This is a genomic window from Sphingomonas sp. SRI_018, assembly GCF_057586275.1.
Genome location: NZ_JBYCZO010000001.1, coordinates 2,185,693 through 2,200,411 on the forward strand (window position 1 = coordinate 2,185,693; position 14,719 = coordinate 2,200,411).

General features: G+C 69.7%; 17 protein-coding genes. 13 read left to right on the plus strand and 4 right to left on the minus strand.

Going from position 1 to position 14,719, the window contains the following annotated elements:
* Positions 1 to 450: 450 nt before the first annotated feature.
* From AC2YHA_RS10175 to AC2YHA_RS10230, 12 genes are read left to right on the plus strand one after another with little or no spacing between them, the layout of a single operon-like run.
* The gene (locus tag AC2YHA_RS10175) at positions 451 to 1,299 is read left to right on the plus strand and encodes a lytic transglycosylase domain-containing protein (protein WP_487401401.1); all 849 of its coding nucleotides are present in this window, start codon (positions 451 to 453) and stop codon (positions 1,297 to 1,299) included.
* A gap of 2 nt (positions 1,300 to 1,301) precedes the next feature.
* Positions 1,302 to 3,266, plus strand: coding sequence for an FHIPEP family type III secretion protein (locus tag AC2YHA_RS10180; protein WP_487401402.1), 1,965 nt, complete (start codon positions 1,302 to 1,304; stop codon positions 3,264 to 3,266).
* Positions 3,263 to 5,107, plus strand: a complete 1,845-nt coding sequence (gene sctC, locus AC2YHA_RS10185) for a type III secretion system outer membrane ring subunit SctC (RefSeq protein WP_487401403.1) — start codon at positions 3,263 to 3,265, stop codon at positions 5,105 to 5,107. The genes AC2YHA_RS10180 and sctC overlap by 4 nt, the downstream gene beginning before the upstream one ends.
* The gene (locus AC2YHA_RS10190) at positions 5,104 to 6,324 is read left to right on the plus strand and encodes a hypothetical protein (protein ID WP_487401404.1); all 1,221 of its coding nucleotides are present in this window, start codon (positions 5,104 to 5,106) and stop codon (positions 6,322 to 6,324) included. The genes sctC and AC2YHA_RS10190 overlap by 4 nt, the downstream gene beginning before the upstream one ends.
* Positions 6,321 to 6,632 (plus strand): hypothetical protein, encoded by a 312-nt coding sequence (locus tag AC2YHA_RS10195; protein WP_487401405.1) that lies wholly within the window; start codon positions 6,321 to 6,323, stop codon positions 6,630 to 6,632. The genes AC2YHA_RS10190 and AC2YHA_RS10195 overlap by 4 nt, the downstream gene beginning before the upstream one ends.
* Positions 6,633 to 6,634: 2 nt before the next feature.
* On the plus strand, positions 6,635 to 7,051 hold the full coding sequence (locus AC2YHA_RS10200; RefSeq protein WP_487401406.1) for a hypothetical protein: 417 nt from the start codon (positions 6,635 to 6,637) through the stop codon (positions 7,049 to 7,051).
* Positions 7,048 to 7,797 carry a type III secretion system inner membrane ring lipoprotein SctJ gene (gene sctJ / locus AC2YHA_RS10205; RefSeq protein WP_487401407.1) on the plus strand — a complete coding sequence of 250 codons (750 nt, stop codon included), beginning with the start codon at positions 7,048 to 7,050 and terminating at the stop codon, positions 7,795 to 7,797. The genes AC2YHA_RS10200 and sctJ overlap by 4 nt, the downstream gene beginning before the upstream one ends.
* On the plus strand, positions 7,794 to 8,270 hold the full coding sequence (locus AC2YHA_RS10210; RefSeq protein WP_487401408.1) for a hypothetical protein: 477 nt from the start codon (positions 7,794 to 7,796) through the stop codon (positions 8,268 to 8,270). The genes sctJ and AC2YHA_RS10210 overlap by 4 nt, the downstream gene beginning before the upstream one ends.
* The gene (locus AC2YHA_RS10215) at positions 8,267 to 8,860 is read left to right on the plus strand and encodes a FliH/SctL family protein (RefSeq protein ID WP_487401409.1); all 594 of its coding nucleotides are present in this window, start codon (positions 8,267 to 8,269) and stop codon (positions 8,858 to 8,860) included. Before AC2YHA_RS10210 ends, AC2YHA_RS10215 begins: the two co-directional genes overlap by 4 nt.
* Positions 8,857 to 10,185 (plus strand): FliI/YscN family ATPase, encoded by a 1,329-nt coding sequence (locus AC2YHA_RS10220; RefSeq protein ID WP_487401410.1) that lies wholly within the window; start codon positions 8,857 to 8,859, stop codon positions 10,183 to 10,185. The genes AC2YHA_RS10215 and AC2YHA_RS10220 overlap by 4 nt, the downstream gene beginning before the upstream one ends.
* Entirely contained in the window at positions 10,175 to 10,627 is a 453-nt protein-coding gene (locus AC2YHA_RS10225; RefSeq protein ID WP_487401411.1) for a hypothetical protein, read from the plus strand. Before AC2YHA_RS10220 ends, AC2YHA_RS10225 begins: the two co-directional genes overlap by 11 nt.
* Complete coding sequence (locus AC2YHA_RS10230) at positions 10,624 to 11,178, plus strand: hypothetical protein (protein WP_487401412.1); 555 nt, start codon at positions 10,624 to 10,626, stop codon at positions 11,176 to 11,178. Before AC2YHA_RS10225 ends, AC2YHA_RS10230 begins: the two co-directional genes overlap by 4 nt.
* Here the strand turns inward: AC2YHA_RS10230 and AC2YHA_RS10235 are convergent.
* Together AC2YHA_RS10235 and AC2YHA_RS10240 are read right to left on the minus strand one after the other, a co-directional pair.
* Entirely contained in the window at positions 11,142 to 12,035 is an 894-nt protein-coding gene (locus AC2YHA_RS10235; protein ID WP_487401413.1) for a DUF1521 domain-containing protein, read from the minus strand. The genes AC2YHA_RS10230 and AC2YHA_RS10235 overlap by 37 nt on opposite strands.
* Positions 12,032 to 12,490 (minus strand): hypothetical protein, encoded by a 459-nt coding sequence (locus tag AC2YHA_RS10240; RefSeq protein ID WP_487401414.1) that lies wholly within the window; start codon positions 12,488 to 12,490, stop codon positions 12,032 to 12,034. Before AC2YHA_RS10240 ends, AC2YHA_RS10235 begins: the two co-directional genes overlap by 4 nt.
* Positions 12,491 to 12,583: 93 nt before the next feature.
* Between AC2YHA_RS10240 and AC2YHA_RS10245 the strand changes: the two genes are divergently transcribed.
* Positions 12,584 to 12,988, plus strand: coding sequence for a hypothetical protein (locus tag AC2YHA_RS10245; protein WP_487401415.1), 405 nt, complete (start codon positions 12,584 to 12,586; stop codon positions 12,986 to 12,988).
* 9 nt (positions 12,989 to 12,997) lie between these two features.
* Here AC2YHA_RS10245 and AC2YHA_RS10250 read toward each other — a convergent pair whose 3' ends face one another.
* Positions 12,998 to 13,321 (minus strand): hypothetical protein, encoded by a 324-nt coding sequence (locus AC2YHA_RS10250; protein WP_233785497.1) that lies wholly within the window; start codon positions 13,319 to 13,321, stop codon positions 12,998 to 13,000.
* Between the two features lie 4 nt (positions 13,322 to 13,325).
* Positions 13,326 to 14,648 carry a phage tail tip lysozyme gene (locus AC2YHA_RS10255; RefSeq protein WP_487401416.1) on the minus strand — a complete coding sequence of 441 codons (1,323 nt, stop codon included), beginning with the start codon at positions 14,646 to 14,648 and terminating at the stop codon, positions 13,326 to 13,328.
* Positions 14,649 to 14,719: the final 71 nt, after the last annotated feature.

Below are 14,719 nucleotides of genomic sequence, written 5' to 3' on the forward strand. Positions count from 1 at the left end.
ATCGCGCACCAATACACGGCGCGTTACTGTCGATGTCGGTGAAACGCCGTTCGTGGGGCGGAACAGCGACTCACATGATGAAACGATTCAGCAATAAACTCCACCAAGTCAATCACGTTTGTAGGACCGACCTGGCGTATACTCATGTAACTCTTATGACAATGGACAGAATCCCGCAGGAATCCGCGCGATTCTTATAGTATACCGCCCTTCATTTCGGCTGCGGAACGCTCGATCGTCGCAAAAAGGTTCCACACGACTCACGCATTTCGTCGTGCATCTGCCTCGATTCGTCGTATCTCATTGAGAATGATCAAATTTGCACGCGATGACTTGAAACTGAAAAAATTCCCCCGCAGACTAGTTACTGCCGTCGAAACCGAGCACCGGCGGCAGTGGGGCATCGTTGTGGCTTCTCCGATCATAGTCGGAGACTGCGGAGCGATGCAGATGAGGCTTGGTTTCGACATACGATCGGCGACGATTCTCGTTCTGGGTTTCGGTGCTGGTCTTCTTCCTTCGATTGCCAGTTCCAGGGATAAGCCCCCGCCTCCGCCGCCCTGTCCGCTGACGGCGACGCTGCGCATTGCCGATGCCGGCTCGCTCGCCGGGGTGCAGTCGCTCGTCCAGTGCGGTCCGCAGCAGATCGTCACCGCGCCGGCGTCGCCGGCCGACTATGTCCCGCCCGCCAATCTGGAGATCGCGCCCGACCGGCCGGCGATCCGCCGCGCGGTCGTACCCGCGGCAACGCCGACTCCGCCGAGCGGCGTCCGAGTCGCGCACATCAGGCCGAAACGGCAGGAGCCGGTCGACCTCGCCGCCGCAGCGCCGCTGGTCAATGTGGGACCGCTCGACGCCGAGTCGATCCTGTCGATGCGGCCGGCGAGCTACACCACGCCCTATGACGCGATGATCGGCCGCGTCGCGCAGCGCCACCGCGTCGATCCGCTGCTGCTGCACGCGGTGATCGCCCAGGAATCCCGTTACCGCGCCAATGCGACCAGCCCGGTCGGCGCGCGCGGGCTGATGCAGCTCATGCCGGGCACCGCGCGCGAGCTCGGCGTGCGCTCGGTCGCCGATGCGGAGAGCAATGTCGACGGCGGCGCGCGGCTGCTGCGGCGGCTCCACCAGCGCTACGGTGACTTCAACCTGACGCTCGCCGCCTACAACGCCGGCGAGGGCGCGGTGCGCAAATACGGCAATCAGGTGCCGCCCTATCCCGAGACGCAGAACTACGTCCGCGCGGTCATGGCCAACTACAACCAGCTCGTCTCCGAGCAGGGCGTCGCGAACCGCTGACGATGGCCAGCGCACTGCCCTTCCGCCGATTGCGCCTGCCGATTCGCACCGCCGACGTGCTGCTGGTCGGCGCGCTGGTGACGGTCGTCATGCTGATGATCCTGCCGATGCCGCCGCTGGCGCTCGACATCTTCATCGCCATCAACATGACCGTCGGCATCCTGCTGCTGCTGAGCTCGGTCTACATCACCAAGCCGCTCGATTTCTCGACCTTCCCGACCGTGCTGCTGCTGTCGACGCTGTTCCGGCTGGCGATCAGCATCTCGACCACGCGCATGATCCTGACGACGATGGACGGCGGCTCGATCATCCAACGCTTCGGCGAGATGGTGGCGGGCGGCAACCTCGTGGTCGGGCTGGTGGTGTTCCTGATCATCACCGTCGTCCAGTTCATCGTCATCTCCAAGGGCGCCGAGCGCGTCGCCGAGGTGGCGGCGCGCTTCAGCCTCGACGCGATGCCGGGCAAGCAGCTGTCGATCGACAGCGACCTCAGGTCCGGTATCCTCAGCAAGGACGAGGCGCGCGAGAAGCGGCGCACGCTCGAGCTGGAGAGCAAGCTCCACGGCAGCCTCGACGGTGCGATGAAGTTCGTGAAGGGCGATGCCATCGCCTCGATCGTGATCGTGCTGGTCAACCTGCTCGGCGGGCTCGCGGTCGGGATGCTCTACCACGGGCTGTCGGTGTCGGAGGCGGCGGCGACCTTCTCGATCCTGACGATCGGCGACGGGCTGGTCGCGCAGGTGCCGGCGCTGTTCTCGGCGATGGCGGCGGGCCTGCTGGTCACGCGCACCACCGACGAGGATCGCGACCGCGACCTCGGCCCCGCCATCGCGCGGCAGATCTCGGGCAAGCCGCACGTGCTGCTGATCGCGGGCGCGCTGTCGATCCTGCTCGGGCTCGTGCCGGGCTTCCCGACGCTGGTGTTCTTCGCGCTCGCCGCCGCGCTGCTGATCGGGGGTACGCTGTCGCATCCGACCTCGGGCCGCTGGGTGCGCGCGCGACTCGGGATGGAGAGCGGCACGCCCGCGGCGATCACTGGCGAGACGATGATTGCGGCACAGGCGCTGCCGCGACTCGATCCGCTGCGGCTCACGATCGGCGCGCCCGCCGATTCGCCAGTGTTCGCCGCGCTGGCGGACCGCGTCCGCACCGGTATCGCCGCGCTGCAGGAGCGCAGCGGCGTCGCCGTTCCGGACCTGCGCATCGTCGCCGACACCGGTCCGGCGATGCCGGCCGGCGGCTGGGCGCTGGTCGCGCACGACGCGCCGCTCGGCGGCGGCGTGGTCGAGGACGACGAGTTCGCGCCGCGCGTCGCCGGCCAGGTCGAGCGGCTGCTGGAACGCAACCTCGGACTGTTCCTCGGCCTCCAGGAAGTCACCGACCAGCTCAACCGGCTCGGCGAGAGCCATCCCGAAGTGGTCAAGGAAGCGGTGCGCGCGGTGCCGACCGGGCGCATCGGCGAGGTGCTGCGCCTGCTCGTCGAGGAGAAGGTGCCGCTCCGCAACTTCCGCGACGCCGTCGAGGCGATCGGCGAGGTCGGCCAGTACGAGCGCGAGGCGATCCCGATGGCCGAGCGCGTGCGCATCGCGATGCGCCGCCACCTGATCGCGCCGCTGTGCGTGGCGGGGCGGCTGCGCGTGCTGATCGTCGGCAGCAATCTCGAGGAGATCATCCGCCACACGTTGACGCCCGTCGACGGGCAGATGCGCCTCGCGATCAACCCGCACCAGATGCGGGCGCTCAACGCCCTGCTCGCCGAGCAGGTCGAGGCGAGCGGGGCACGCGCGATCCTGACCGCGCAGGACCTCCGGCGGCCGCTGCGGCTGCTGATCGCCGGGGACCTGTTCGACGTGCCCGTCATCTCCTTCAACGAGCTCAATCCCGCGGTGCCGCTCGACATCGTCGGGGAGCTCAATTCCGCACCAGAGAGCCTGGCCGACCAGGCGCAAAGAGAGTTTGCCGAATGATGCGAATCCCGCGGCGGTCCCTGCTGCTTCTGGCCTCGGCCGTGCTGGCGTCGTCGACGCCGGCGCTGGCCGACACGCCTCCCTTCCCCGAGAAGACCGTCACCCTCACCGCGCGCAACCAGCGCGTCGATGCCGCCATCGCCGACCTGTTCGGCCAGGCGGGCCTCAGGGTGAAGACCAGCTCGGCGATCAACGGCAAGATCAACGGCGTGTTCGTCGGCACGCCCAGGACGATCTGGGCGCAGCTGTCCCGCGCATTCAACCTGGTCGCCTATTACGACGGCGCGGTCGTCCGCGTGTACACCGGCGGTGAGATCCAGTCGAAGAGCTTCGCCGCCGCCGATCCGGCGGCAGTGGTGCAGGACGCGCAGCGGATGCGGATCGTCGACGGGGCGAACTCGGTCGCGGCGAGCACCAACGCGGTGAGCGCGACCGGCGTCCCCGCCTTCCTCGACCGGGTCGCGCAACTGGCGGGATCGGGCGCCAAGCCGGCGATGATCCCCGCGTCCGCCACCGCCCCGAGCGCGGGAATCGTGTCGCCGCTGCTGAACGGCCCTGCGCCGATGGGCACGGTCTCCGCGGTGCCGCTGCGCTCGCGGGTGCTGACGGCCGCCACCGCGCGTTCGCCCTATGAGGTGCGCATCTTCTACCTGCGCTATGCCCGCGCCGATGACACGATCCAGAAGAGCTACGACCGCACCGTCGTCATTCCCGGCGTCGCCTCGATCCTGCGCGGGATGATGGGGGACGGGCGTCCTTCGAACACCGTCTCGACCAGCGGCAACTTCGACATCCAGCGCCAGTCGATGCCGCGGCTCGGCGGGCGCGGGCTCAACGCGGTGCCGCCCGACGAATCGCAGCGCAGCTTCGACCAGCAGGGCACGCCCGGCTTCGACACCGTCGTCATCGAGAAGGCGGAGCCGCGCGACGTCAACGGCCCCCGCGTCGAGGTCGATCCGACCAACAACGCCGTGCTGGTCCGCGACCGCCCCGAATCGATGACCGTCTACGAGGACATCGTGAAGGCGCTCGACGTCGAGCCGCGCGGCGTCGAGATCGAGGCGACGATCCTCGAGCTCGACACCAACCGGCTCAAGGACCTGGGGCTCGACTTCGGCCTTCGCACCGGCGGTTTCGCGGCGTTGTTCGGGGGCAAGCAGTCGAACCCCACCGACAATTTCTCGGCGCCCAACTTCGGCGCGACCTACCTCACGGGCGGGCTCGATCTGTTCGCGGTGCGCATCACCGCGCTGGAGAAGGCCGGCGTGCTGAGCGTGGTCTCGCGGCCGCGGCTGTCGACGCTCAACAACATCCCCGCGGTGTTCAACAACCAGGTGCAATATTACGTCCGCGTCGCCGGCGACCGGCAGGTCGATCTGTTCCCGGTGACCGCCGGCATGGTGATGCGGATCAACCCGTCGATCCTCTACGACGGCGGCGAGCTGCGCACGCGGCTGGCGATCGAGATCCTCGACGGCTCGCCGAGCGGGATGATCGTCGACGGCATCCCCGCGGTGAAGCAGTCGAGCATCAACACCAGCGCGGTGGTCAAGCAGGGCGAGAGCCTGCTGATCGGCGGCATGACCGTCGAGACCAACTACGACTACAAGTCGAAGGTGCCGGGCGTCGGCGACATCCCGATCGTCGGCCAGGCGTTCCGCAAGCGCAGCAAGGGCACGCAGCATATCGAGCGGCTGTTCCTGATCACGCCGCGCATCCTGTCGCAGCGCCAGACGGTCGCCGCGAACGGCGCCGCCTTCCAGCCCACCGCCGAGACCCAGCCGATCCCGCTCGAGCAGCTCCAGGCGCTGAGCAAGGGCAAGCGGAGGGCCAAAAGGTGAATGCGCCGTTCGCCCCGCTGAAGCTCGCCGCGGTGGTGCTGCGGGTGCTGAACGGGCGCCTCGAAGGCGCCGAGCACCGTCTGCATCCGGGCAAGTTCGTGCGGGTCGGGCACGGCTTCGACCACGACATCGTGCTGCGCGACCCATCGACGCGCGGGCTGTCGCTGGAGCTGCACCTCGGCGACGAGGTGGCGACGGTGCGGGTGATCGCGGGTCAGGTCGGCCTGTTGGGCCGGCCGGTCGCTGCCGGCGAGGAGACGGCGCTGCCGGCCTATGTGCCGATGACGCTCGGTGGCTTCGCCGTGGCGATCGGCGATCCTGCCTCGGAGCGGTGGGAAGAGACCGCCCGCCTGTCGACGACGATCGCGCCGGCGGGCGAGGCAGCCGTGCCGCTCGAGTCGCAGCGCGCCGCGCTGACCGAGCGGGTCGCGACCCGCTTCTACCCGATGCGCGACGCGCTTTCGATCGAGCGGCGCTGGCCGGTCTATGCGGCCGTCGCCGCGGCCCTGCTGCTGCTCGTGGCATTGGCCGGACCGACCATCCGCTGGATCGGCGGCCAGTTCCACAATCCCGATGCCGACCGCGCGGTGCTCGCCGCATCCGGCTTCAGCGCGCTCAAGGTCAGCGACAGCCCGAGCGGCCCGATCATCACCGGCATCGTCAAGGACGACGCCGAACTCGCCCGGCTGCGCATGGTGGTCGCCGAGCGGATCGGCGCGGCCACGATCGACGTCGATTCGATGCAGGCGCTCGCCGCCTCCGCCACCGACCTGCTCCGCACGCAGGGCATCGACGGCGAGGCCAGGCCGATGCGCGGCAACAGCCTGCTCGTCACCGCCGAGTATCTGCCCGGCGACCGCCAGACCGAGCTCGCCAAGCTGATCCAGGCCGACGTGCCCGGCGTCACCCGCGTCGCCTTCACCACCGACAACGCGCGCGGCGACCGCGACCTGCAATATTTCTTCTCGGGCTCCGAATATGGCCTCGCGACCTTCGTCGACGGGTCGCCCGGCTACATCACAACCGCCGACGGCACGCGCTGGTTCGCCGGGGCGCAGGTGCCGACCGGGCACAAGATCATCGCCATCGGCAACGGCCGCGTCAGCTTCGAGCGCGACGGGCGGGTCGAGGAACTCATCCTGGGGAACGGGACGCCGCCCGCCCCGGGAGTGGCATCTGAGACGGGCGGCACAGCCAAGCGAGGGACGCAATCATGACGAACCCGATCAACAGCGCGATGATGCGCTCCATGGCCTCGATGGGCCTGATGAACTCGAACGAGATCCACGAGGGCGGCCAGAGCAACTGGTTCGAGGCGTTCGCCAACGCCTGGGGCAAGGCGCTCGATACCCAGGCCGACGTGATCACCAACCAGGCCGACGTCGTCTCGCAGGGCGGCGACAAGCCGTCGGACATCACCGCGCTCACCACCGAATCGATGCGGATGAGCTTCATGGCCAACAGCTCGCACACCTCGCTCGACAGCGTCTCCAAGGCGCTCGAGACGATGGCGCGGAAGAGCTGATCATGAGCGTCGAAGCAATCGCCGCCGCCGCTTCCGCGCTGGCCGGCGGCGGGGCCGAGGGCCAGCGCGCGATGGAGCTGCTGCCGCCGGGCGGCGGTGGTGCGGCGATCAGCCCGCAGGCCGAGGCGCGGTTCCAGCAGGCGATCGAGAAACTCGGCGGCGTCGAGGGCACGGTGCCGGTCGGATCGCTTCCGGGACCGCTCAAGGGGATGTTCGCCGCGCTCGACCAGGTGAACGTCCAGGCGCGCTCGGTCTCCGATTATGCCCAGGCGGCCGAGGCGAGCGGCGGGCAGCTGACGCCGGGCGAGATCGTCCAGCTCACCATGAAGTGCCAGGAATTCATGTTCCAGGCGCAGCTCACCTCCAACATCGCCAACCGCAGCTCGGACGGCGTGCAGCAATTGTTCAAGCAGCAATGAGCCGCACGCTGCGCCTGGCCGCCGCCCCCCTGCTGCTCGGGCTCGCCGTGCTCGGCGGGTGCAGCAAGCAGGAGGTCTATGGCAAGCTGACCGAGCCGGCGGCCAACGAGATGATCGCGGTGCTGAACCAGGCGGGCATCGCGGCGAGCAAGGTCCATGGCGAGAAGGACAATTGGAGCGTCGCCGTCGACCAGGCTGACTTCGCCCGCGCGGTCGAGACGCTGCGTGCCCATGGCCTGCCGCACGAGCAGTATGATTCGCTGGGCTCCGTGTTCAAGAAGGAGGGGTTCACCTCGACCCCGCTCGAGGAGCGCGCCCGGCTGATCTACGGCCTGTCGCAGGAGCTGAGCCGTACGATCAGCGACATCGACGGTGTCGTCCAGGCCCGCGTCCACCTGACCATGCCCGAGGCCGACCCGCTGTCGCGCGAGGCCAAGCCCTCGGCGGCGTCGGTGTTCGTCAAGTACCGCACGGGCTTCGACCTGCGCAGCCAGACCGGGGCGATCAAGTCGCTCGTCACCAATTCGATCGACGGGCTGACCTATGACCGCGTTTCGGTGGTGATGGTGCCGGCGCAGACGCTGCCGATGGTGCCGCAGAACGACGACGTGATCTCGGTCACGACGCTGATCCGCGTGCTCGCCGGGATCGTGGCGACGCTGCTGCTGGTCTTCGCCGGACGGGCGCTGTGGCGGATGCGGCGGCCCAAGGCCAAGGGCGGGCTGCCGGATACGGTGCGACCGTGAACGGCGCCGAACGCCGCCGCCGCTACGCCGCACTCGCCGAGGCCGCGAGCGACAGCCGCGGCGCGCGGTTCGCCCGGCGTCTCTCGGGCGCGGAGGGACCGAGCTTCGCCGACCTCGCCAAGGTCCCCGACTGGCTGACCGAGCCGCCCGAGCGGCAGGAGCGGATCGCCTGCCTCGCCGCATTGCTGCGCCATCGCCGCGCAATCGATACCGAGCTTTCGGGTCCGCGGCTGGCGATGCTCGCCGCGACAGTGGGCGAGGATCTGCTGGACGCCGCCTGCGAGACGCCTCTGTCGCCGCCGCTCGACGAGGCGCCCCTGCCCGCCCCCGACCAGCTCGTCGCGGAAGGTCGCGGCCTGCTCCATGCCGGTCTGCCGGGCCCCTTCGCCGGCCGCTTCCCCGGCGCGCGCGACGACGCGCAGGCCCGTAATCTCGCGATGCGCGCGAGCACGATCGTGGCAGCGCTGGCATGACCTTCCACCTCGTCCATGCCGATGACCGCGCGCTGCTCGGCAGCGACTGCGCGGTGATCAAGCGGGCGGAGCGGAGCGACTTCACCGATGCGGTCGCGCTGCTCCAGACGGCCTCCGCGATCCACGACCGCGCCGCCGCCGATGCCGAGCACGCGCGCGCGACCGGTCATGCCGAGGGTCTCGCCGAAGCCAGGGCGGCCGTCGAGGAGCAGCTCGCCGAACAGATCGCCGGCTTCGCCGCGGCGGTAGAGCGGCACACCGAGGCGCGCCGCGCCGACGTCGCCGAAGCCGCCCATGCCGCCGTGCGTGCCGTGATCGGCGAGCTCGACGACGAGACCCTGGTCACCCGCATGGTCGAGCGCACGCTCGAGCGGCTGCCCGGCGAGGGCCCGGTCGCGATCGCCGTCGCGCCGACGATGGCCGACACGCTCGCCGCCCGCCTGCCCGAACTCGAGCACGTCACCGTCGCCGCCGATCCCGCGCTCGGGCCCACCGACTGCCACATGCGGACCAGCACCGGTCAGGTGATCGCCAGCCTGTCGGTCCAGCTCGACGCGCTCGCCAAGCGCTGGGGGGTGACCGAGCCATGAAGGCCGGCGCCGATACGCTCTCGCTCGTCCGCGCGCTCGATGCCGCGCCGATGTTCGAGCAGCACGGCCGCATCGTCGGCGCGCTCGGCACCACGTTGCGCGTCACCGGCGTGCGCGCGCGGATCGGCGAGAGCTGCGAGATCGTCGATCCCGAGAGCGGTTTCACGCTGTGGGCCGAGGTGATCGGCCTCGCCGACGGCGACGCGATCCTGACGCCGCTCGGAGACCTGCGCGGCCTGTCGCTCGCCAGCGACGTGATCCTGCGCAGCGGCGACGATCGCACGCCCCATGGCGCCGACATGTTCGGCCGCGTGCTCGACGCGCGCCTGCAGCCGCTCGACGCGCTGGGACCGGTCAAGCGCTCGACCCATCGCCCGATCCGCGCCCCGGCTCCCAACCCGATGACACGTCATCCCGTCGACCAGGCGATGGAGACGGGCATCCGCGCGATCGACGGGCTGCTGACCATCGGCATCGGCCAGCGCGTCGGCATCTTCGCCAGTGCCGGCGTCGGCAAGTCGACGCTGCTCGCCAACCTCGCGCGCCAGGCGAAGGCCGATGCGATCGTCATCGCGATGATCGGCGAGCGCGGCCGCGAGGTGCGCGAGTTCGTCGAGGAGACGCTCGGTGAGGAAGGGCTGGCGCGGTCGGTGGTGATCGTCGCCACGTCCGACCGGCCGGCGATGGAGCGCGTGCGCGCCGCCCATGTCGCCACCGCGATCGCGGAGGGGCTACGCGACGAGGGCAAGCATGTGCTGCTCCTCATGGACAGCGTCACCCGCTTCGCCCGCGCGCTGCGCGAGATCGGCCTCGCGGCGGGCGAACCGGCGGTGCGGCGCGGCTTCCCGCCATCGGTGTTCGCCGAGCTGCCGCGATTGTTCGAGCGCACTGGCGCCGGCGCAGCGGGGGCGATCACCGCGCTCTATACCGTGCTGCTCGAGGACGAGGACGGCGATCCGATCGGCGAGGAGGTGCGCTCGCTGCTCGACGGCCACATCGTCCTCTCCCGCAAGCTCGCCGCGCGCGGCCATTATCCGGCGATCGATGTGCTCGGCAGCCTGTCTCGCCTGTTCACCAGGCTCGCTTCGCCCGCCCAGCAGCGCGCGGCCGAGGGGCTGCGCGCGATGCTGGCCAAGCTCGATGAGATCGAGCTACTCGTCCAGATGGGTGAGTACGAGTCCGGCCGCGACCGGCTCGCCGACCGCGCGCTCGCCGAGCGCAAGGCGATCGACGCCTTCCTCCGCCAGCGCCGCGACGATCATGCGGCGCTCGGCGAGACGGTGGTGCGGCTGCGCAACTTCGAGGAGATCGACCATGGCCGCTGACCCCGGCGGAGCCAAGCTGGTGCGGGTCGCGCAGGTGCGTGAGCTCCGCCTCACCCGCGCCGCCACTGAGGCGCGTGCCGCGGCTGAGGAAGCAGCGCTCAAGCTTAACGACGCTCAGGCCGCGCACCTCGCCGCCGGGGAAACGCTAGCGGAAGCCCGCCGCGCCTTCGCCGCCACGCCTGCGTGCGGGCAGACGCGGCTGTGGCTCGATCGCTGTATCGAGCGGCTTGCCGGCGCCGCCGCGGCGCTCGCAGATGCCCGGGCGCGGCGTACGGTCGCCGACCAGACCCACGCCGAAGCGGTGCGCGCCGTCGGCCGCCATCAGATCCGCAGCGACGCGATCGCCACCCATCGCCGGGCACTGGTCCGCGCCGACCGCCGCCGCGCGGAGGATCGCGCCGAAGCCGATGCCGTGATGATGCCCCGGATGAGCATGCGATGACCCAGGCCCCCTCCGCTCCCAAGCCCGCCGCCTTCACGCCGCGTGCCGTGCCGAGCACGCGATCCGATGCGCCCGAGCCGATGCCGGCCCAGAAGCGCGCCTTCGCCGACGCGCTCGCCCGCACCTCCGCGAAAACGGCCGGGAGCAAGAAGGAGCCATTGACGGACGCGGGCCCCTTCGCCGCGATCATGCCGCGCGATTTCGTCGGCGTACCCGTGGCGGAGACGGCCAGCCCGGCCGGCGATGTCGATCCCGCCTTCCACGCCCAGCTCGACCGCATCGCCGCCGCGATCGCCGAGGTGGCGAAGACCGGTGCCGAGCCCGAGGTTCATCTCGCGCTGCCGCTCGGCAACTACCGGATCGAGGGCGCGGTGCTCGGGCGCGACCCCGCCGGGCAGGTCAACGTCGTCCTGATCGCGGGCACGGCCGTACCGCCGACGACCGCCGCGCAATGGAGCGAGCAGCTCGGCGAACGGCTGCTCCGGCGCGAGGTCAGGGTCGGCCGGATCGGGGTTCAGGCGTCAGGCAGGCGCGCGGTTCCGGCGGCATAGAGGGCAAGGGTCCGCCGAATGCGATTCTCGGCATCGCGGCCGCCGAAGTCGGCGGAAAGGTTCTTGCTCGTCGTCAGGATCAGTGAGGAGACTTGACCGTAGCTCACCGCCCGGAAAAGCATCGAGAAGATTTCGCCCAGACTCAAGGTCGTCTTGCCGGGGCCATAGAGCGCGCCGGGTCGGGTCTGATCGAGGATCGCCTGGGTGACGGCGTTGCCGAGCTCGTCGCTCCAGCCGTCGCCGTCCCGCGCGATCACGAGCCCGTCGCGCGTCTGGTCGTCGATCGTCTCGCCATCGAGGCCCTGGTCGACCTTGAGGTCGCCCAAAGTCTCTTCCGATATGCCGGTGATCACCATCGCCCGCTCGCCCTGCGTCACCGTCAGCTTGTCGAGCCGGTAAAGGTCCGCGATCGTGGTGTCCGCTTGGGTCTCGAGCGTGATCTTGGTGCCGTTGGCGAGCTCGACGGTGGTGGTGCCCCAGAAACGCGCGGCGTCCGCGCCGTCGAGCGCGATGTTCCCGGCGCCCCAGACCAGCAGCGATTCCCCGGTCGCCGCATTGAGGACGAATACTGCCGACTGGCTCTCGTCGATCGACAGCGAATAACCGTCCGACAGATCGAACAGGATGCCGCCGATCGCAATCGCCTTCACCTCGAAGGCGGGCGGGCCCGATATGGCCGGCAGATCGGATGAAGGCGCGACGAAGACGGCGATGTCCGCCGCCACTGGCACCACGGCGGTGCTATCGGCGGGCGCCGCGATCGGGTCGACGAGCACCACGCTCGCCACCATCGCGCCATCCTCAGGCAGTGATGGGCCGAGGCCGCCGATCGTCGACAGTCCGACCGGCTCGGTCATGAATAGCCGTCCGGCCGCAGGCGGACGGTCGCCGCCTCGATCATCGTCAGCGCCTCTTCGGTCGTAGGCTTCCCGTCATTGAGGTCGACGCCCAGCGAGGACACGACGTTCGACACCGTGCTGCTCAGCGGGCGCGCGGCGACCAGCGTCGCCACCGTTTCCGCGAACTGGTGCAGCGCCCGGGACAGGCGACCCTGATCGGCTGGGCTGCCGCCGAGCGACCGGGAAAGCTCCGCCGCGATCTCCTCGATACCATAGGCATCGCTCGCCGAGCCCCCGGCATAGCCGCCGCGCGGATCGACCGGTGTCAGCTTCAGCTCGCGCGCCATCGTCTCGGCGATGCGGGCACTGATCGTGTTCATCGCCGCAGCGGCCTGGGCACCGCCGCTGCGCTTGCCTTCGATGCCGCGCAGCGAGACCGCGTCGGCACGCCCGCCGTTGATGGGATTGATCATCGCCCTAACTCGTCCGGCAATTGCAACATGCTGCCGTAGATAGCGCGTCCGGCAGCTTTGCGCTCTCAACGAATCGCTTAGGAGATGATAGGGATGGCGATGATGTCCGGCGCCGACCTTCCGAGTTTCACCGTCGCTTCCGCCCAGGCCGTGACGGTCGCCGAGGCGGATCGCGCCGCGATTCTCGACATCGCCCGCCAGCCCGTCGCGCAGCACCTCGGCAGGCCGGTCAAGTTCAAGGTGCGTACCCTCCGCCGCGACGGCGATTGGGCGTTCCTGATCGCCGAGATGCAGGATAGCGGCGGCCGGCCGATCTCCTACGCGGGTACGCCCCTCGCCTCGGCGGAATCGGAAGGCATGGTGTCGAAGGATTATGCAGCGCTGCTCCGGCGTGCCGGGGGACATTGGCGCGTCGTCGATTACGGGATCGGCCCGACCGACGTCGCCTGGGCCGAATGGCCGGCGAAGCACAAGGCTCCGCGCGCGCTGTTTCCCTGAGCGGCGGCGTCAATAGCTGCCGTGCTCGTGACCTGCGGTGTAATATTGGAACGTCCGGTCGAGCGCGCGGGTGGCGAAGGTCACGTTGCCGCGGTTGAGCTCATACCCCATCGCCTCCGCGCCATCGAGCGTGCCCGCCCACCAGCCCGATTGCCGCCGGCCGATGAACACGGCCTGGTGCTCGCCTTTGATAGCCTTCGCCCGCAATTCGGTGGTGCCGTCGGTGCGCACGGTGAAAGCCACGGTGCAGGATTCGGGTGGCGCGGTGTCGAACGCGCACGTCGCCTGCTCGCTCGTCTGCGCGGCGGTGAGCCAGACCAGCAGCGCCAGCACCGGATCAGTTCTGGAAGATCCGCGTGGCGAGCTGCGCGCGGTGAGCCGAGTCTCCGGCGATGTTCGCAGGCCGCTCGTAATAGCGGCACACGATCGCCCCGGCATCGGCGGCGCTCGTCGCGCCCCGCAGCCGATTGCCGGCGCCCCGCTCCGAGGTGGTGAGCTCATGCTGCACGAAGCGGAGTTGCTCCTCGAAGGTCGAGCTCTGGATGTCGTGCCCGGCCCAGGCGCGGAAGTCCGCCTGGCGCGGCCCCTCCCATTGCGCGAGACCGTAGCCCGGCCCGCCGCCGTGCTGGCGGATGTTGGCCTCCATGCCGCTCTCGGCATCAAGGTTGGCGACGATCCCCGCCGCCTGGGCGCGGGTCCAGCCCTGGCCCATGAAGTAGTTCATCGCCTGGTCGATGCGTCCCTGACGGGTCGCCGCCGGCTGTCCGACATTACCACTGCCCTGCGTGCCGCCCGTCGCTTCCGGCTTGGGCTGCGCGCTCGCCGGCGCGCGCAGGATCTTGGCGCCATGCTGCAGTGCCCAGGACAGGTTGTTGTAGCTGACCTTCTGCGACCCGTCGGCGTTGACGTTGTTCGATCCGATCATCTTGCCGTTGCCGGCATAGATCTCGGTGTGCGAGACGCCGCCGCCCTGGATGATGACGACGTCGCCCGGCCGTGCCTGCTGCGGGCTCACCTCGGTCCAGCCGCGCGAGCGCAGGGTCGAGTTGAGCTGCGCGACCGAATCGGTGTGGAGGTTGCCGGGAAGCTGTCCCGCTTCGGTCAGCACCGCCGACACGAAGTTCGCGCAGCACACGTTGGTCGGCACGTTGGCGTTCATCGGCAGATTGTCGCTGCGGTCGCCGCGCAGGTCGCTCGCGTTGCGGCCGAGATACTGTTTGGCGACGTCGGCGGCGTTGCGTCCACCGGCGCTGCCGCCCGGCGCGTCGACCTCGCCGGTGCCGCCGGTGCCGCGTGTGGATGCGCCGTCGAGCCGGAGCGTCTGCCCGGGGAAGATCAGGTTCGGATTGGCGAGCCCGTTGTCGAGCGCGAGGCCGTGCCAGTCGAGCCCATAGCGCTGGGCGATGCCCGAGAGCGTGTCGCCCGGCTGCACCGTATAGGTTCCGCCGGAGCCGCTCCCGCCGGCCGGGATCGTCACTGCCTGGCCGGCGAAGATCAGGTTCGGGTTGCGGATCTGCGGGTTGGCCGCGATCAGCGCGTTCAGCGAGACGCCGTGCGACGCCGCGATCTGCGACAGCGTATCACCGCGCTGGACGGTGTAGCGGGAGGTATCGCCGGTGCTCAGGGTCTGCGGGCGCGTCGCCGTAACGGATTCGACCATTTCCGCCTCCATGACTTACGCTGCGAACCTGTCACGACGACGGCCAAGTGTCTCTAATCGAATCGTTTAGG